Below are 18,460 nucleotides of genomic sequence, written 5' to 3'. Positions count from 1 at the left end.
GGCATTGGACTGGAACGCATTGGGGCGGGAAGCCGTACAACTGCTGGGCGAATACCTGCGCATCGACACGACGAATCCCCCCGGGAACGAGGATCGCGCGACCGCCTTCCTCAGTCGCATCCTCTCCGAAGAAGGCATCGATTGCCAGGTTCACGAGTCCGCCCCGGGACGCTCCAATCTCTACGCGAGACTGGAAGGGGACGGTTCGAAGCGGGCCGTGGTGCTGCTGAGTCACAGCGACGTGGTACCCGCCGACCGCCGTTACTGGTCCGTCGACCCCTTCGGCGGCGAGGTCCGGGACGGTTACATCTGGGGGCGGGGCGCCCTCGACATGAAGAACCTGGGCATCGCGGAGCTGGTGGTCTTCCTCGCCCTGCACCGGAACCGATTTCCGTTGAAAAGGGACGTGATCTTTCTCGTCACCGCCGACGAGGAGGCCGGCGGATCGGCCGGCGCCCGGTGGATCACCCGGAACCGTCCGGAGCTTGTCTCGGACGCTGAATTCCTTATCAACGAGAGCGGCAAGGGACGCCTGGAGAACGGCAGGGCCGTCTATTCCATCGACATCACCGAGAAGTCGCCCTGCTGGGTCCGCCTGGTCGCCCGCGGCGAACCCGGCCACGGTTCCCGCCCGAAGCCCCATTCCGCCGTGAACCGGCTCATCCGCGCCTTGAGCGCCATCATGACGTACACGCCTCCGATCAAGGTGACGGACGCGGCCGAGCGGTACTTCGAAGGCATCGCCCACCTGCAGAAAGACGGATACCGCAAGCGATTCGCGAATATCAGGGAGTCCGTCCGGGACCGCCGTTTCCTGACGGACTTGCTGCGCAACCAGCATCACGCCGCGATTCTGCGCAATACCATCTCGATAACCATGTTGCAGGGCAGCGACAAAATCAATATCATACCTCAGGCGGCGACGGCCGAACTTGACTGCAGGCTGCTTCCGGGGGAAGAGCCCGGGCACTTCGTCCAGGAGCTGAAACAGGTGGTCGGCGACGACGGGATCGAAATCGAGACCATACTGAATTTCGGGAACACGTCATCGCCTTTCGATTCGCCCCTGGTCGAGACGGTTCGAGAGGTCGTTTCCCGGCACCACGAGCGCGCTGAGGTCGTACCGAACATTCTGTCCGGCTTCACGGACAGCCACTACTTCCGCGAGCTGGGGATCCACTGCTACGGCTTCATGCCCTTTATACTGATCGACGAAGAGCTCAGACGTATCCACGGCAACGACGAACGGATCTCCTTGGAGAACATGGAACGGGGTCCGAGAATCCTCTACGAAGTCATCGAAAAACTCTGCGGCTGATTTCAGCATCGAGGAGACGCAAATGGAAGCGATACGCATTCACGAATTTGGCGGTCCCGAGGTGATGAATCTCGAAACCGGCGCGGATCTGCAGGCAGGTCCTGGACAGATCCTGGTCGACATACGGGCCGCCGGCGTGAACCCGGTGGACACCTATATCCGGGCGGGTACCTATGCCATGAAACCCGATCTGCCCTTCACCCCGGGCATGGACGGCGCCGGAACGGTCGCCGATGTGGGCGACGGCGGAGCCCATGTTTCCGTCGGAGACCGGGTGTACCTGGCCGGCACCCTTACCGGTTCCTATGCGTCGCAGGCCCTGTGCTCGCCCGACCAGGTGTATCCATTGCCCGGCAACGTATCCTTCACGCAGGGCGCGGGGATATACGTCCCTTACGCGACGGCGTGGAGAGGGCTGTTCCAGCGTGCAGGGGGAAAGCCGGGCGAAACCGTCCTGGTGCACGGCGCGAGCGGCGGCGTGGGGATCGCGGCCGTACAGATGGCCCGGGCCGCGGGCATGACGGTCATCGGCACCGCCGGATCGGAACAGGGCGCCGCGCTGGTGGAGGAACAGGGCGCCCATCACGTGGTGGACCACAACGTTCCCGGTTATACGGACAAGATCATGGAGCTCACCGGCGGACTGGGCGTCGACGTGATTATGGAAATGCTGGCCAACGTCAATCTGGACAAGGACCTGAACATGCTGGCCTATGGCGGGCGGGTCGTCGTCATCGGCAACCGGGGCGTTATCGAAATCAATCCGAGGGACGCCATGGCGCGGGACGCCAGTATCCTCGGCATGGTCCTGTTGCTGGCGTCTCCGGAGGATCTGGTCGGCATCCACGCCGGACTGTACGCCGGACTGCAAAACGGCACGCTCAACCCGGTGGTGGGTAAAGAGTTCCCGCTGGAAGACGCGGCGAAGGGCCATACCGCCGTCATGGAACCCGGCGCCTATGGAAAGATCGTACTGATACCCTGAAGTCCGCGGCAAGATCCCGCGCGGCGTTCGGCCGGTAATGGACGGACGCGCGGCCGGCAAAGGAACCCAACATGGCAAATCCGCTCAACCAGCTCGAACGGCACGGCCAGAGCTTCTGGCTGGACAGCATCAGCCGGGAACTGATGTACTCCGGCCGGTTGAGGAAACTGATCGATGAAGACGGTTTGAAAGGCATGACCTCGAACCCGGCCATCTTCGAGAAAGCCATTGCGGGAAGTACGGACTACGACGCCGATATCGAGCGGCTTGCGGCAGCGAACCGGACCGCTTTGGAGATCTACGAGACCCTGGCCATCTCGGACATCCGGGAAGCCGCCGACCACCTGGGCGGCGTATACGAAGCGACCGGCGGCGCCGACGGCTTCGTGAGCCTGGAGGTGTCCCCGGAACTGGCGGACGACACCGCGGGTACGATCGAGGAGGCCCGGCGGCTGTGGAAAGCCGTGGACCGCCCGAACGTAATGATCAAGGTACCGGCGACGGAGGCCGGCGTACCGGCCGTGCGTCAACTGATCGGCGAAGGGTTGAACATCAACGTGACGCTGATGTTCTCGCGGGCAGTATACGAGGCCGTGGCCGACGCCTATATCAGCGGGTTGGAGGATCGTATTGCCGCGGGAGGCGACATCAACGGCATCGCGAGCGTATCCAGCTTCTTCATCAGCCGCATCGACACCCTCGTCGACGCCTTGCTGGCCGAACGGGCGGAGAGGGCCGGCGAGCCCGGGGAACGGGCCGCGATCCTGGACCTGACCGGCAGGACGGCCATCGCGAACGGCAAGACGACCTACCAACGATACAAGACTATATACGCGTCACCGCGCTGGTCCGCGCTGGCCGAACGGGGTGCGAGGAAGCAGCGGCTGCTGTGGGCCAGCACGAGCACCAAGAACCCCGAGTACCGGGACGTGCTGTACGTCGAGGAACTGATCGGGGAAAACACCATCAATACCCTGCCCGATGAAACGCTCGACGCTTTCCGCGATCACGGGCGTCTGGCCGATACCCTCGAGGCCGGTACCGACGAAGCCTGGTCGATCATGGCCGGTGTGGAAAAAGCCGGGATTTCGATGGACCGGGTCGCGGAGCAACTCGTCGAGGAAGGGGTGCAGAAATTCGTGGATCCCTTCGTAATGCTGATCGAATCCATCGAACGGAAACGGCTGCAGCCGGTCCGCCTGGCGTGACCTGACCGGCAGATCCGGGGAGCATCGCATGCAACTGGGCATGGTCGGACTCGGCCGGATGGGCGGCAACATGACGCGGCGGCTGTTGCGCGGCGGTCACGAAATCGCCGTGTACGACCAAAGCGGCGAAGCGGTCGGCCAGGCGGAGCAAGTCGGCGCCGTGGGCACCTCGTCGCTGCGCGGTCTCGTGACCGCGCTCCACCCGCCGCGTTCGGTCTGGGTCATGGTCCCGGCCGGCGACGCTACGGAACGGGCCGTCGACGAACTGTCCGATCTGTTGTCTCCGGGCGATACCGTCATCGACGGCGGGAACACCTACTTCAAGGACGACGTGGCCCGCGCGGAACGGCTGTCCGCCAGGGGCCTGCACTATGTCGACGTGGGTACCAGCGGCGGCGTATGGGGCCTCGAGCGGGGGTATTGCATGACCATCGGGGGGCCGGCGGAGATCGTCGAGCGCCTGGACCCGCTGTTCGATACGCTGGCGCCCGGTCCCGTACAGGACGACGCGCGGGACGCCGGACAGGACACCGGCGACGCTCTCCCCTCAACGGCCCGCAGAGGTTACGTGCACGTGGGACCGGCAGGCGCGGGACACTTCGTCAAGATGATCCACAACGGGATCGAATATGGCATGATGCAGGCCTTTGCCGAGGGGCTGGAAATCCTGCGCGAATCGGGTTCCGACCGCGTGGATTCGCGCCTTCGGTACGACCTGGACCTGCACGACATCGCCGAAGTCTGGCGCCACGGAAGCGTGGTCAGTTCCTGGCTGCTCGACCTCCTGGAGATCGCGTTGCGGGAAGACCGGGACCTGTCCGCTTACTCCGGTTACGTGCAGGATTCGGGCGAGGGCCGGTGGACGGTGCAGACGGCCATCGAGGAAGACGTGCCCGCCCACGTGCTCACGGCATCGCTCTTCACGCGGTTCCAGTCGCGGCAGGAGCAATCCTTCGCCATGCGGGTGCTTTCCGCCCTGCGCCACCAGTTCGGCGGTCACGTGGAGCAGAAGACAACCGGGGGAGGACCATGATCCAGATCGCTCCATCCATACTGTCGGCGGATTTCACCCGCCTGGCCGATGAGATCCGGACCGTGGAGCGCGCGGGCGCGGACCGGATTCATATCGACGTCATGGACGGCCGGTTCGTCCCGAACATCTCCATGGGACCCTTCATCGTGGAGGCCATCGACTCGCTGACGGAACTTCCGCTGGAAGCCCACCTTATGATCGAGGAACCGGACCGGTACATCGACGTCTTCATGGAAGCCGGGGCCGACGTGATCATCGTGCACCAGGAGAATACGGCCCACCTGCACCGCGTGGTGCAGTCCGTCCGGGAGCGGGGCAAACAGGCCGGGGTCGCCCTGAACCCGGCGACGCCCGCCCAGGCCCTCGACGGGATCATCGACGAACTCGATCTCGTCCTGGTCATGTCCGTCAACCCGGGTTTCTCGGGCCAGCGGTTCATCGCGTCCGTCCTGCCGAAGATACGCGAGATCCGAAGGACCCTGTCGGACCGGGAAATCGCGTGCGACCTGGAGGTAGACGGCGGCGTGAACGCCGATACCGCACCGGCCGTCGCGTCCGCGGGCGCGAACGTCCTGGTGGCCGCCACGGCCGTGTTCAAGCATCCGGACGGCGCCGCCGAAGGCATCCGGACGCTGCGCGGCTAAGACTGACCTCCGTTTTCGGACCGCATTACCCCTCAGACCACTGCCCTTTTCCAGGTCCCCTTGAAGAAGCGCCTGAGCGTGAGCAGGCCCTGCAGGACGGCCGCGGCGAGCCAGGCGATCCAGATGCCCGTCACGTCCAATCCGAGGGGGAAGGCGAGGACGTAGGAAAACACGAGCATGATGCCCCACTGGGAGAAGAGCGTGTAGTACAGCGACGGGCGGGTCTCGCCGCCGCCGGCCAGCACGCCGCTGGCCACGATGGACAACGCGGAAAAGACCTGGGCAATGGCGAAGAAGCGCAACATGACCGAACTGATGCCCAGGACCGTCTCGTCTGTCGTGAATACGGCCGCGATCCCCTGGGCGAATATCCAGATCAAGGCCGAGCCGGCCCCGATCACGATCATGCAGAGCAGGATCGTCTGTCCGCCGTACTGCCCGGCCGACCGGATCTGCCGGCCACCCAGCCGCTGCCCGACCAGGGAGGTCGCCGCGACCGAGAAGGCCAGGGCGGGCATAATCGCGAAGAGACGTATCTGGAAACCCACGGTCAGGGCCGCTATGGCGGCCGTGGGACGGCTTACGCCCGATATGACGCGATACAGGAGCACGCGCGCGCCGTTGCGGAAGAAGCCGGACGCGCCGGAGGGCAGGCCGATGTCGAGCATGCGGGACATGATGCTCCAGTCCGGTTTGACGCGCCAGTCCCTCGAGAGACGCACCTGACCGTGGCCCCGGACCAGGATCGCCAGTCCGATGACGCATCCCGCCAGCCGGGAGATGATCATGCCCACGGCTGCGCCGGCCACGCCCAGTGCGGGCACTACCCAGGCGCCGAAGATAAACGCGTAGGAGGTCACGCATTTCACGATGATGACGATGACGGAGATCTTGAGGGGCGTACGGGTGTCGCCCACGCCCCCGAAGATGGCGCTCATCACGTAGTTGAGAATCATGAAGACCATGCCGGCGAAGTAGAGCCTCAGGAAGAGCGTGCCGTGGGTAATGACTTCATCCGGGGCACCGAGCAGGACCAGCGCGGGCCGCGTGAGCACGATACTGACGGCGGCAAGACCCAGGGCCAGGTAGGTGCCCATCAGGATCGCCTGCTGGCCGGTGCGGCTCACGTCGCCGTGCCGACCAGCCCCGTAGTACTGGGCCACCAGCGTCCGCGTCCCCCCGGTGATCGAAATGGCCATGACCATGACGATGAATACGATCTGCCGGCTCATGCCGATGGCGGAGATCGCCGCGGGACCCAGGAATCCCACGAAGTAGATGTCTACGAGACCTTCTGTGGCGTCGATCAGCGAAGCGACCACGACGGGCCAGGCGATGGCCCAGACGTGACGGAGAACCTGGGAAGGCGGGACCTCGTTTTCAGCCGGTTTCGGGGAATCGGCGGTATGGTCGGGCATGGGATTGAATGTATTCCGCCGCCGGCGAACCGGCAAGGCAATTCAGCCGGTGCCCGATGCTACCCAAGTTGTTGATGGCGCAATAGATAAGAAAAGGGATGACAGCGTAAACGGTACGCAGTATATCTACATTGTCACGGATTCGAAACCCGCTACCGGACATGGACATACCCGACGAAATGCGCTGCGATGCGCGGGAGGCATGAAGATGCTTGGAATGCGAGGATCGATTTTCTCCTGGGGGCCCTGGCTGTCGATCGTCCTGATGATCACCTTTCTGTTGTCGTGCGGCAGCGAGGATCCGGTATCGCCCGAGCCGCCGGAACCTCCGGAGCCGGTCGATCAACCCGCGCTGAAGATCGGGCTGTTGATCGATTTGTCGGAAGGAGGTTCGGAACACGGCGTCCTCATGCGGCGGGGATTCGAAATGGCGATCGAGCATGTCAACGAGGTGGGCGTGCTCGGGGAACCGGTCGAAGGCCTGGTGGCCGATACGGAGTTGGACGCCGAAACCGCGGTATCCGAGGCCATGGACCTTATCGAGGACAAAGGGGTCCACGCGATCGTAGGCGCCTGGGCGAGTTCCTCGACGCTTGCCATCGTGGACGAAGTGGTCGCGGATGCCGGCATTCCCATGATCTCTCCGGCCTCTTCTTCTCCCATGCTCACGAACGCCGCGGACAACGATTTCCTGTTTCGCACCACGCTGTCCGATCTCGACCAGGGGCCGGTCCTCGCCAAGATCACGCTGGAATTGGGATACGGTAACGTGGGCATGATCTACCGGGACGACGTCTGGGGCCGGGGCATCGCGGACGCATTCGAGAATGCCTGGGAAGGCAAGCTCATCCGTGTCGCGGCGGATCCCGAAAAGACGACCCTCGTGGAGGAGCTAAGAGAAAGCAAGGGCGTCCTTGACGACACGCAGGCACTGATTGTCCTTGCCTTTCAACCCCAGCAGGAAACCATCGTGCGCGAAGCGCTGGACAACGGCTTCTATGACGTGTTTATCTTCGGCCCGACCGGACGCAGCCTGGACCTGATCCGTTCCATAGGCCCCGAGCATCTCGCCGGGATGATCGGCACTTCGCCCGGCTCCGCGCAGGACACGCCTTCGGCGATCGCCTGGGAGGACGGGTACAAAAGCCTCTACGACAGCAACCCTCCGCCTTTCCCCTACGTGAAACAGACCTATGACGCAACCGTGGCGCTGGCCCTGGCGACCCAGGCGGCGGGCAGGCTGGAGGGCGCGGCCATCCGGGACCAGTTGCGAACGATCGGGAAGCCGCCCGGCGAACTTGTGATTGCCGAGGCGAGCAGCATTGCGAACGGGTTGCGCGTCCTGGGAGAAGGCGGTGCAATCAACTACGAAGGCGCGGCCATGCCGTTGGACTGGGACGAGAACGGCGATCTTGCCACGGGTTTCGTCGCGGTCTGGCAATTCACCCCGGCCGGGACCATCGAAGTGATCCGTGTCGAGCCCTTCGACCATTAAGTCCAGTGGACGGCACAACAAGCGAAAAGGGGACTGCGCATGCACGCAACCCCCTCTGCCATTTCCGGTTAAGTGTTATGACCCCAACGGGATTTGAACCCGTGTTGCCGCCGTGAAAGGGCGGTGTCCTTGGCCAGGCTAGACGATGGGGTCGCGTTCCTCCAAAGCCGTCCTAAAATACCCGGCGGACCCTCAAAACGCAAGCCTTTTTTACCCGTCGTAACCCATATCCTTCCATACGCGCAGGGCGTACGGGACGTGCTCCGGATCCGGCTCGCGACGGCCCAGAATGCTGGGCGGAGGCTGGCCCGATCCGGCATGTTTCGGCCAGGGCGACCAGTGGTCGTTTTCGCAGGATTTCCGGGCGGCCTCGTCCCTGAAATCGGGCACGTCGAAGGGACGGCCGTCTTCCAGCGCGCTCTTCCAGGCCAGGATGCCCACCGACGACATGGCCACGCCGCGGTACACGTCCAGGAAGGGCTGCTCGCCCGAACGGATGGCCCGGGTGAAATGGAAACTGGTCCAGAAGTCGCCGCCGCCGTGGCCGGCCTTGCGGGCGAGATCGCCGTGCTCCGGCCAGTCCGGCTTGTAGACCCGTTCCGCTTCCTGGCCGGGCTGCACGTGCCACGGCTCATGCCACACCCGCACCTCTCCCGGTCCGAAGTACCCCGGCCCCCGGGTGATCTCCATGGCGCCGCGCTCGCCATGAAGGCGGTACCAGTTGCTGTGACCGGGCAGGCCGAGTCCGAAGAGCCGGAAGACCGCGCCGTTGTCCATGCGGCAGAGGATGACGGACCCCGGATCTCCCCTTCTGAGGGTGAGGGTGCGCTCGGGCCGGGCGATGGCCAGGGCGTTCACGGCGACCGGCCGCGTGTCGGTGATATATACCAGGGGCGCGAGGGCGTGGGTGCAGTAATAAGTGGAAGGGATCCACGCCCGCCAGTGGTCGAATCCCGGTGAAATTCGCAGGCTCGCGTCCCGGGACATGGGGTGGTTGTACTCTCCCTCGGCATAGGTGACTTCGCCAATCTCACCCTCGCGGTAGAGCCGGTGCATCTCTTGGTTGAACACGGTATATGGGTAGTTCTCGGCCAGCATGTAGATCCGGCCGGACGCCTCCACGGCTCGGCAGAGGGCGACGCCCTCCGCCAGCGTGCCGTTGCAGGCGGTCTCGCTCATGACGTGCTTGCCCGCCCGCAGGGCCTTTACGGCAAACGGCGCGTGTTCGTGGAAGTAGTTGGCCAGGACCACGGCGTCCATGTCGTGGGTGAGGAACGCGTCGTAATCGGTGTACGCGGCGACGGAAAGTTCGCCGGCCAACTCGCGCAACCGCTCCTCCCAGATATCGCACAGTGCGACGAGTTCCATGCCCACGGCGCCGGACGCGCTCTGTGCGAAGCTCTTCCCGCGTCCCACACCCACCACGCCGACGCGGATCGGTTGGTTGCTCATGGTTCGTCCTCGTTCACGACGTGTCATTCACGATGCGTCATTCATGCTATGCCCAGAAGCCCGGGGACGTCCGTCAGCTGCCGGATGGAGGGCAGACGATAGCGGCCGTACTTCTCGTACCGGTCGATGAGCAGGGCGTCCAGGCCGACGCGCTCGGCCGGCAGGATGTCCTCCTCCGGATAGTCCCCGATGTAAAGAATCCGGTCGACCGGCGCTTCCGCGCGATCTATGGCCATGCGGAATATCCGCTCGTCGGGTTTTTCACAACCCGCTTCGGCGGAAACCACGAGAAAGGAGAAATACCTGTCGAGGTCGTGCCGCTTGAGCACGTGGGAGAGGTGTTCTGACCAGTTCGACAGCACGCCGAGGCGCAAGCCACGGTCCTTCAGTTTTTCCAGCGTGGGCCGGACGTCCTCGTACACCTCGAGATACCTGCCGTCCTGAAACCGGTCATAGTACTGCTGCAATCCGGGCACCAGGTCGCCCCCGATACCCGCCGTTTCGAAGACATGGGCGTAGAGATCGACAAAGTACCGCCGCGTCTGCTCCGGCGTGCTCATGCGGCCGTCGCGCTTGTGGAACCGGGGTTCCTCCATGGACTTCGAAAGCGCCGCCTTCACCTGGTCGAGCGTGATCGCGGCTCCGAGCTCACCCGCCGCGACAACGAAGAACTCCTCGAAAAAATCGGGGGAATCCCGGCCGATCAGCGTACCCGCCGCGTCGAAGATCACGGTATCGTAGAACATGGCGAATCCGAATCTACGCCTCACGCCCCATTGCGCAACCGCCGCCAGTCACCCGTTTACTCCGCGGGCATGCCCCATTTTTCGGCGGCGAGCGGCTTCACGGCGGGATTTACGAGGCCGTCATCGGGCCAGCGGCCACTGAGGATGGTGACCAGTTGCCGGCCGGCTTTCTTGAAACGCTCGATGCCGCCCCTCACCGATGCCGAAGCGTAGTGCGGCGTGAGGACCACCTGTTCCATCGACCGTAGTGGGTTGTCCGGGGCGGGCGGTTCCTGTTCCTGCACGTCCAGCCCCGCACCGGCGAGCCACCCTTCCTGCAGGGCCCGGATCAGCGCTTTCTCGTCCACGACCTTGCCCCGGCCCGTGTTGATGAAGTAGGCGGAAGGCTTCATGTTCCGGAAATCCCGCTCCCCGATGAGATGGTGGGTTCCCGGTCCCAGGGGCACGTGGCAGGAGACGAAGTCCGACTCCCTGAACAGCGTTTCCTGGTCCACCATGGTCACGCCCCAGGGGTCGGCGTCGGCCTGGGTTACGAAGGGGTCGCAAGCGATGACGCGAAGATCGAATCCGGCGGCGATCTTCGCCATGGCCCGGCCGATGTTCCCGAAGGAAACCAGGCCCAGCGTCTGCTCGTAAATCGGCTGAATGGTACCCCGGCTGACCGGGGTGCCCTCCATCATGGATCGGTTGATGATCATCAGCCGGCGGGCGCAGGCGAGCAGCAGCATCATGGCGTGCTGGGCGACTTCCCGTTCGAATACCCGCTGGATGTTGTAGACGATGATGCCCCGTTTCGTGGCCGCTTCCACGTCGATGAAATCCACGCCGATCCCGCCCGCGCCGACCACGCGTATGCGCTCGGGCAGTGCTTCGACGACTTCTCTATTGTACGTGAGACCGCCCTGGGTGAACCCGTCCACGTCCCGGGCTTCCTCGAGCATTTCCTCGAGCGTGCCGTAGGGCCGGATCTTGAGTTCGGCGCCTATAGTCTTCAGTTCGTCACGTATATATTGATTGGGACCGGGGTTATCCGGGTTTCCGGGCGAGAGAATGGTGAAACCGGCCATGCGGACTCCTTCGGTAGGGGATATCAGGTGAATGCGACCAGTGAAAAGTAAACCGGGCCGGCGGGATTGGCAATATGAGAATTACATGGTGGTTCGATGGTGGTTCTATGCCGATCCGACGCCGTCCGGACTGGACAACACGGACCTCGACGCCTGCTGGATTCCCCAGACCGGAACGCCCAAATATCCCTTGCCCTGACCCGAATATCGTTAATTTTAGAGGAGAATGACCCAATGACGACAGGATCCACATTTCAAGTTGCAATTGCCTGCCATCTCGGGAATCCGATCCACTGCCTGTTACCGCCAGAAACCAGACATGAATGGCTTCACCCCCGGAGGAACCATGCACTCACTCGCCCTGTTGCTGACCAGCCTCAGTTTCATCGCGGTGACCGCCGCGTGTACGCCGGCTGCAGCACCCATGCCTGAAGATCCCGTCGAACGCGCGAAGGCGCTGCACGCGAAAGCCCCGTTGATCGACGGCCACAACGACCTGCCCTGGCAGATCCGCAGGAAGGCGAACCGGGACGTATGGTCCATCGATCTCGACCAGCCCCAGCCCGATTTTCACACCGACATTCCCCGTCTGCGGGAGGGCATGGTGGGCGCCCAGTTCTGGTCGGTCTACGTACCCGTTTCCATGCAGGGCAGGGAGGCGACGCGGGCTACCATGGAAGCCATAGACATCGTGTACGAGATGATCGAACGGTACCCGGACACGTTTCAACTGGCCACCACGGCCGATGAAGTGGAAGCCGCCTTCGCGACAGGCAGGATCGCGTCCATGATAGGCATCGAAGGGGGCCATTCCATCGATTCCTCCCTCGGCGCACTCCGCATGTTTCACAAGCTGGGCGTCCGGTACATGACCCTGACCCACAGCCGCAACATCCCGTGGGCGGATTCGGCCACGGACACCGTGGGTGTCGGCGGCCTGTCGGAATTCGGGAAAGAGGTGATCCGCGAGATGAACCGCCTGGGCATGCTGGCGGACCTGTCCCACGTTTCCCTGGCGACCATGGGGGATGTCCTGGACGTGACGGAGGCCCCGGTCATATTCACCCATTCCTCGTCCTATGCCATGTGCAACCACGTGCGCAACGTCCCCGACGACGTCCTGGTGCGCCTGGCCGAAAACGGCGGCGTGATCATGGTCACCTTCGTACCGGGCTACATCTCGGAAGAGACCCGCCTGCACGGCGTGAAGCGCAACGAGGAACGCGAGCGGCTCGCGGCGATGCCGGGCAGCACGGATGAATCGGTGGCGGAAGGCATCGCCGCCTGGAACGAGGCCAATCCCACGCCGCGCGCCACCGTCGCCCAGGTGGCCGACCATATCGACCACATCCGGCAGGTGATCGGCATTGACTACATCGGGATCGGCGGAGACTACGACGGCATTACCACGGTCCCGGTGGGACTGGAGGACGTCTCTACCTATCCAAATTTGACGGCCGAACTGGTCCGGCGGGGATACGCGGACGAGGATATCATGAAGATCCTCGGAGGCAACGTACTGCGCGTGATGCGCGACGCGGAGGCGGTGGCGGCCCGCCTGCAGCAGGAGCGCCATGCCTCGGGCGCGCGCATCGAAGTCCTGGACGGTGAATAGCCCGTGAACGAATCGCAGATCAAAGCGTTGCTCGAACAGGTCCGATCGGGTAAACTGCCGGTGGACGAGGCTTCCGACCGGCTGCGATCCATGCCTTTCGAGGACCTAGGGTTCGCGCAGGTGGATCATCACAGGGCCCTGCGATGCGGGTTTCCCGAGGTGATCTTCTGCCAGGGGAAGACCGAAGAGCAGGTGGCCGCGATCGCGGAGCGCATCGTCGACTCGGGCAGCGACCTGCTCGCCACGCGAGCGACCCCGGCCATGCACGAAGCCGTGACGGCGCGGTGTCCTTCGGCGGTGTACCACGAGACGGCCAGGGCGATCGTCGTCCAGGAAACCTGGCAGGACCAAGGTATCGGCGAGGTCCTGGTCGTCTCGGCGGGCACGAGCGACATCCCCGTGGCCGAAGAAGCCGCGGTGACCGCCAGGGTCCTGGGCAACCGGGTGAAACGCGTCTTCGACGTGGGCGTGGCCGGCATCCACCGCCTGCTTTCCCATCGCGAGGCCATCATGAACGCGTCGGTGCTCATCGTCGTGGCGGGCATGGAGGGCGCCTTGCCCAGCGTGGTCGGGGGATTGGTCTCCAGGCCGGTGATCGCCGTGCCGACCAGCGTGGGATATGGCGCGAGTTTCAACGGGCTGGCGGCACTCCTGGCCATGCTGAACAGCTGTGCCTCGGGTGTCACGGTGGTGAATATCGACGGCGGGTTCAACGCCGGATACGCGGCGGGTCTCATCAACCGGAAGCACGAATAGGACGGCGGGTCCCATGGCGGTGGCGGGTTATTTCGACCAGTTATCCGGCTTTACGGCGGACATGCTGCTCGGGGCGCTGATCGACGCGGGTTCGGACCGCGAGGAGATCGCAGCGGCCTTGAAACGCCACCATGGCGTGGACTGCGAGATCAACGTCACCAAAGAGCGGGTCGAAGGGACACAGGTGACGTACGCCTCCCTGTCCTGCGTCAAGGCGTCCGTACCGGAATCCTTTCGGACCATCCCGGATGGGCGAGCGGACACGCCGGCCGGCGCGCTCCTCGCCAGAGTGATCGACCACCTCGAGCAGAACGCGAGTGAACTCTGGGGGGCACAGGACCACGCACAGGACCACGCGCCGTCGGTCGAAGCACTGGGCGGCCGCCACACGGCATTGCGCATCCTCATCCTCTGCAACGCACTGCATCTTCTCGAGATCAATGCCCTCTACCACGAGGCGCTGCCCTTCGCCGCGGGCATCGATGCCACGCCTCCCCTGCTCGCCGCACTGATGCGGGGTGCAACCGTGCGGCCCGTCGACCGCGCCCCTGTCGACCGCGCCCCCGTCGACCTGGCGGGTTACGCCGTTCTGACCGCGCTTTCCGCGGGATCGATGCACGGGTTTGAATTTACGCTGCGGTCGGTGGGCTGTGGGGGCAACGACGCCGACCGTGGTGATGGAAACCTGGTTCGGCTGTGTCTGGGGGAAGTCGCCCACACGGGGGGTATCACCCAGGTCGGCGACTGTGAATCCGTGCAGGTCCTGGAAACGCAGATCGACGATATGAATCCGCAGTTCTACGGCCATGTTCTGGACCTGCTGCTCGACGCCGGCGCGCTGGACGCCTTTCTCACGCCCGTGATCATGAAGAAGAGCAGGCCGGGCGTGCTGCTCACCGTGCTGGCGCCCACCGCCCTGGCCGGCCAGCTGACCGAGCTCATTTTCAAGGAAACGACAACCATCGGCCTCAGAAGCTACCCCGTCACCCGAAGCGTGCTGCCCCGTCGCGAGGCCAGGACGGAGACCCCATTCGGCGCGATCCGGATTAAAGTCGTTCGGCAGGGCAACGCCACGCGTTACACCCCCGAATACGAGGACTGTCGTCAGGCCGCGCTGAAAGCGGGGATCCCCCTCGCCGAGGTGTACGCGGCCGTCCACGAGGCCGCCGGCCGTATGGATCTGGACGACCTGCCGTGATCGTCGCCGAAGATGTATCCTTCAGCTACCATATCCCGTCGGGGAACGAGGTCCCGACGCTAAGGGGCCTGTCCCTGGAGATCGGCGATTCAGGAAGTCTGGCCGTGATCGGACCCAACGGTTCGGGCAAGAGCACGCTCGCCCGTTGCCTGAACGGATTGATCGTGCCCCGGTCCGGCCGGATCCTTGTGGACGGCCTGGACACGGCGGATCCGGAGAACAAGTGGCCGGTCCATCAACGGGCCGGCATGATCTTCCAGAACCCGGACAACCAGCTGGTCTCCACCACGGTGGAACGGGAAGTGGCCTTCGGCCTGGAAAACCTCGGCCTGCCTTCCCCGGAGATCCACGACCGCGTCACGTGGACCCTTAGCCGATTCAACCTGGAAAAGTACCGACAATATCCTCCCCACAGGTTGTCCGGCGGCGAAAAGCAGCGCCTGGCCATCGCCGCCGTGGCGTCCATGCGTCCCCGTTACCTCATCTGCGACGAGCCCACCTCGTCGCTGGACCCGGGCGACCGGCGGGACATACTCGACCTGCTCCTGTCGATCGTGGAGGAATACCGGCTGAGCGTTGTCTTCATAACGCAGTCGCCGGAGGAAGCCGTCCGGATGGACCGCATCGCGCTAGTGGTGGACGGGGACATCGCCGCCGAGGGAACACCGGAGGAGGTATACCGGGAATCGAGCCGGCTTGCGGCGCACGGGCTCGACGTGCCGCTGGCCAAACGGCTGGCGGATGCCCTGCGCACGCGCGGCGTCGCGGTGCCGGCCGGCATCGTCCAACCGAAGCCCCTGGTTCAGTGGCTGGCCGGCAGGATAAACGAGTCGCCCCGGGCATCCGAGTCGCTCAAGGCGCTCGATGCGCCGCCGGGCCGCCGGCAGGACGTCACGCCGCCGTCCGATATCCGTTCGGTGTCGTCGGCGCCGAATGCGAAACCCGCCCTGTCACCAACCACGCCGCCCATCATCGCTTTCGACCGGGTGTGCCATACCTACTCCCCCGGCACTTCCCTGGAGATCCCCGCGCTGCGCGATGTGACCACCCGGGTGTTCCCCGGGGAGTGCGTCGCGCTGACCGGGCCGAACGGATCGGGAAAGTCCACGATGATTCAGCACCTCAACCGCCTGCTGAAGGCGGATTCGGGTACGGTTCGGGTCGAGGGGGAGGATGTATCGTCCCCGGAGACCGACCTGCGGAATCTGCGTCAAAGAGTGGGACTGGTCTTCCAGTTTCCCGAGGCGCAGTTGTTCGAGGAAACCGTGTTCGACGACGTGGCCTTCGGTCCCCGGCAAACGGGTGTTACGGCATCGGAAATCCCGGGCATGGTCAACGGGGCGCTCGAGCGGGTCGGCCTGGATCCCGGCCGGTTCTCACACCGGCATCCCCTGTCCCTGAGCGGCGGGGAAAAACGCCGGGCCGCGATCGCCGGGATCCTGGCCATGGATCCTTCCGTCCTCGCGCTCGACGAGCCCACGTCCGGACTCGATTCGCAAAGCGTACGCCAGGTCGAGGCGATTTTCAGGACCTGCAAGGCGAAGGGGACGACCCTTTTCCTGATCACCCATGACATGGACCTGATCTCCCGCCTGGCTGACCGGATCCTGGTCATGGAGAACGGCGGCATCGCGGTGGATACCACGCCGGTCCGCCTGTTCGGCCGGGCGGACGGCGTCGACGTGCGGCCGCGGGGACGGAAAGGACAGCCAGTACGGTCCGGGCGGCCAGGATGGGTCGAACGCGGCGACGCACGGTCCGGACGGCCCGGTCTGTGCGACCTGTTGACCGCCGCCTGCGAAGCCGGGATCCCCGTCGATCCCGCCTGTTTCGATCTGGAAGAAGCCGCGGACATGATCCGTGTGTGCGTATTCGACGACCATCACGCCAGCCCAGGGGAAAGCCATCCATGCTAGTCGACATCCATACCAACCTGATGTGGTACCCTGATCATATGTCCGATGAGTTCGTGGAATTCGCCTACGCCGCCAAGAAGGCCAAGATGCGGCTGTCCGAGGACGTGTACTACGCCGGCCACGAGGACCAGTACAGGAATGCCTTCGATTCCACGCCCGAAACGCTGCTGAAGGCGACCAAAGACTGCGACAGGGTGGTGGTGTTCGGGCTGAAGGCGCCCTACTGCGGGGTGGACGTGCCCCAGGAGCTCGTCGCCGGCTTCGTGGCGGAACACGCGGATCGGTTCATCGGATGGTGTTCCGTCGATCCGAACGACGAGGACGCCGTCGAACAACTCGAATACAACGTCGAAGTGCTCGGTCTGCGCGGACTGAAGGTCGCGCCGATCTACCAGCACTTCGATCCGCAGGACCCGGCCCATCTTCCCCTGTTCAAGAAGGCGGAAGCGCTGGATATCCCCGTGATCTGGCACCAGGGCACTTCCTTCGTGCGGCCGGGTCCGCTCAAGTGGGCCAATCCGATCCAACTGGAGGACATCGCGGTGGCCTGTCCGGACTTGCGGATGATGATCGCTCACATGGGGCACCCGTGGGAGGACGAATGCGTGGTGCTGATCCGGAAGCATCCGAATCTCTACGCGGACATATCGGCCCTGCACTACCGCCCGCTTCGCCATTACATGGCCTTCATGTCCGCCCTGGAGTACGGCGTGGAGCACAAGCTGATCTTCGGTTCCGACTTTCCCTCCGCCACGCCGGCGCAGGTCATAGCCGGCCAGTGGAAGGTGAACGACGTTGTACGGAATACGTTCCTGCCCGTATTTCCGGAAGAGGCCATCCACAACATGATCTATGAAAACTGGAAACCATTTCTCGGGGAGCCATAAAAAAACAGGGGCGACCTGAATGGCCGCCCCTGTCCTGAAACGGTACGGGTGATGCGGGGTAACCTACTGGCGCTTCAGCTCCACGCGCCGGTTCTGCGCCAGGGCGCTTTCGTCGCTGCCCATGACCGACTGCCGCTCTTCACCGTAACTGACTGTCTCGATGCGGTCTTCCGCCACGCCGGCATCCACGAGGTATGCCTTGATCGCCTCGGCGCGCCGTTCACCCAGCGCCAGGTTGTATTCGATCGTGCCCCGTTCATCGGTATGGCCTTCGACCACCACCCGGTCTTCGGGCTGGTACTCCCGCAGCTTGCGGGCGTTTTCATCCAGGACTGAACGCTGGTCCTCCCGGACGTCCGACCGGTCATAGTCGAAGTAGATAGTGGCCAGGGACATCATCTCCTGGTGCAGAGCCTCGGCCTCGGCCGCCCTGCGGGCTTCCTCTTCGGCCATGCGCCGGGCTTCTTCCTCGGCCGCCAGACGGGCTTCCTCTTCGGCTATGCGCCGGGCTTCGGCCTCGGCCGCCAGGCGGGCTTCCTCTTCAGCCTGTACCGCCCTGATCGAATCCGCGATCGCCTGTTGACGCGCCGCCTCCATCGCGGCCAGTTCCTCCGCGGAAGGTCCCCGGGTAACGGCGCAGCAGGCGCCCATCCACACGGGAGCGGCGACCAGCACACAGAGCGCCAGGACCGATGCCGTATTGCTCCATCGCTTCATGCGGA

Annotated in this window: 16 protein-coding genes and 1 tRNA gene; 11 read left to right on the top strand and 6 right to left on the bottom strand. The window is 64.2% G+C overall.

The features are described 5' to 3' along the window. The first annotated feature begins 4 nt into the window (after positions 1-4). The 5 genes from F4X08_15610 (at position 5) to F4X08_15590 (ending at position 5,188) form a co-directional block, all read left to right on the top strand. Positions 5-1,318 carry a M20/M25/M40 family metallo-hydrolase gene (locus tag F4X08_15610; GenBank protein ID MYD27226.1) on the top strand — a complete coding sequence of 438 codons (1,314 nt, stop codon included), beginning with the start codon at positions 5-7 and terminating at the stop codon, positions 1,316-1,318. 22 nt (positions 1,319-1,340) lie between these two features. Continuing rightward, entirely contained in the window at positions 1,341-2,303 is a 963-nt protein-coding gene (locus F4X08_15605) for an NADPH:quinone reductase (protein MYD27225.1), read from the top strand. A 71-nt stretch (positions 2,304-2,374) separates the two neighbouring features. Further along, positions 2,375-3,511: a transaldolase gene (gene tal, locus F4X08_15600; protein MYD27224.1), complete on the top strand. Its 1,137-nt coding sequence runs from the start codon at positions 2,375-2,377 to the stop codon at positions 3,509-3,511. A gap of 28 nt (positions 3,512-3,539) precedes the next feature. Further along, entirely contained in the window at positions 3,540-4,544 is a 1,005-nt protein-coding gene (gene gnd / locus F4X08_15595) for a decarboxylating 6-phosphogluconate dehydrogenase (GenBank protein ID MYD27223.1), read from the top strand. Next, a complete protein-coding gene (locus F4X08_15590; protein ID MYD27222.1) occupies positions 4,541-5,188 on the top strand; it encodes a ribulose-phosphate 3-epimerase in 648 nt (215 codons plus the stop codon). Before gnd ends, F4X08_15590 begins: the two co-directional genes overlap by 4 nt. Before the next feature lie 32 nt (positions 5,189-5,220). Here the strand turns inward: F4X08_15590 and F4X08_15585 are convergent, their stop codons facing one another. After that, entirely contained in the window at positions 5,221-6,606 is a 1,386-nt protein-coding gene (locus F4X08_15585; GenBank protein MYD27221.1) for an MATE family efflux transporter, read from the bottom strand. On the opposite strand from F4X08_15585, the gene F4X08_15580 reads away from it, so the two are divergent. After that, positions 6,605-8,101 carry an ABC transporter substrate-binding protein gene (locus tag F4X08_15580; GenBank protein ID MYD27220.1) on the top strand — a complete coding sequence of 499 codons (1,497 nt, stop codon included), beginning with the start codon at positions 6,605-6,607 and terminating at the stop codon, positions 8,099-8,101. The genes F4X08_15585 and F4X08_15580 overlap by 2 nt on opposite strands. Before the next feature lie 78 nt (positions 8,102-8,179). Here F4X08_15580 and F4X08_15575 read toward each other — a convergent pair. From F4X08_15575 to F4X08_15560, 4 genes are all read right to left on the bottom strand, one after another. Next, positions 8,180-8,254: transfer RNA gene (locus F4X08_15575), tRNA-Glu, on the bottom strand. Positions 8,255-8,311: 57 nt separating this feature from the next. Continuing rightward, a complete protein-coding gene (locus F4X08_15570; protein MYD27219.1) occupies positions 8,312-9,580 on the bottom strand; it encodes a Gfo/Idh/MocA family oxidoreductase in 1,269 nt (422 codons plus the stop codon). Positions 9,581-9,594: 14 nt separating this feature from the next. Then, entirely contained in the window at positions 9,595-10,299 is a 705-nt protein-coding gene (locus F4X08_15565) for an HAD-IA family hydrolase (protein ID MYD27218.1), read from the bottom strand. A gap of 56 nt (positions 10,300-10,355) precedes the next feature. Next, complete coding sequence (locus F4X08_15560; GenBank protein ID MYD27217.1) at positions 10,356-11,366, bottom strand: C-terminal binding protein; 1,011 nt, start codon at positions 11,364-11,366, stop codon at positions 10,356-10,358. A gap of 424 nt (positions 11,367-11,790) precedes the next feature. On the opposite strand from F4X08_15560, the gene F4X08_15555 reads away from it, so the two are divergent. Genes F4X08_15555 through F4X08_15535 form a run of 5 tightly spaced genes read left to right on the top strand, consistent with a single transcriptional unit; the run spans position 11,791 to position 17,738 of the window. Then, on the top strand, positions 11,791-12,981 hold the full coding sequence (locus F4X08_15555; GenBank protein MYD27216.1) for a membrane dipeptidase: 1,191 nt from the start codon (positions 11,791-11,793) through the stop codon (positions 12,979-12,981). A 3-nt stretch (positions 12,982-12,984) separates the two neighbouring features. Next, complete coding sequence (gene larB / locus F4X08_15550) at positions 12,985-13,737, top strand: nickel pincer cofactor biosynthesis protein LarB (GenBank protein ID MYD27215.1); 753 nt, start codon at positions 12,985-12,987, stop codon at positions 13,735-13,737. A gap of 13 nt (positions 13,738-13,750) precedes the next feature. After that, positions 13,751-14,935: a LarC family nickel insertion protein gene (locus tag F4X08_15545; GenBank protein MYD27214.1), complete on the top strand. Its 1,185-nt coding sequence runs from the start codon at positions 13,751-13,753 to the stop codon at positions 14,933-14,935. Then, complete coding sequence (locus F4X08_15540) at positions 14,932-16,851, top strand: ATP-binding cassette domain-containing protein (protein MYD27213.1); 1,920 nt, start codon at positions 14,932-14,934, stop codon at positions 16,849-16,851. The genes F4X08_15545 and F4X08_15540 overlap by 4 nt, the downstream gene beginning before the upstream one ends. Beyond that, entirely contained in the window at positions 16,668-17,738 is a 1,071-nt protein-coding gene (locus tag F4X08_15535; GenBank protein MYD27212.1) for an amidohydrolase, read from the top strand. The genes F4X08_15540 and F4X08_15535 overlap by 184 nt, the downstream gene beginning before the upstream one ends. 63 nt (positions 17,739-17,801) lie before the next feature. On the opposite strand, the gene F4X08_15530 is transcribed toward F4X08_15535, so the two are convergent. Beyond that, the gene (locus tag F4X08_15530) at positions 17,802-18,455 is read right to left on the bottom strand and encodes an OmpA family protein (protein MYD27211.1); all 654 of its coding nucleotides are present in this window, start codon (positions 18,453-18,455) and stop codon (positions 17,802-17,804) included. Between the last annotated feature and the right edge of the window lie 5 nt (positions 18,456-18,460).

This window comes from Gemmatimonadota bacterium (genome assembly GCA_009841265.1).
Lineage (GTDB): Bacteria > JAAXHH01 > JAAXHH01 > JAAXHH01 > JAAXHH01 > JAAXHH01.
Note: the sequence above shows the minus strand (reverse complement) of the source record. Positions and strands in the feature narration are given on the sequence as shown.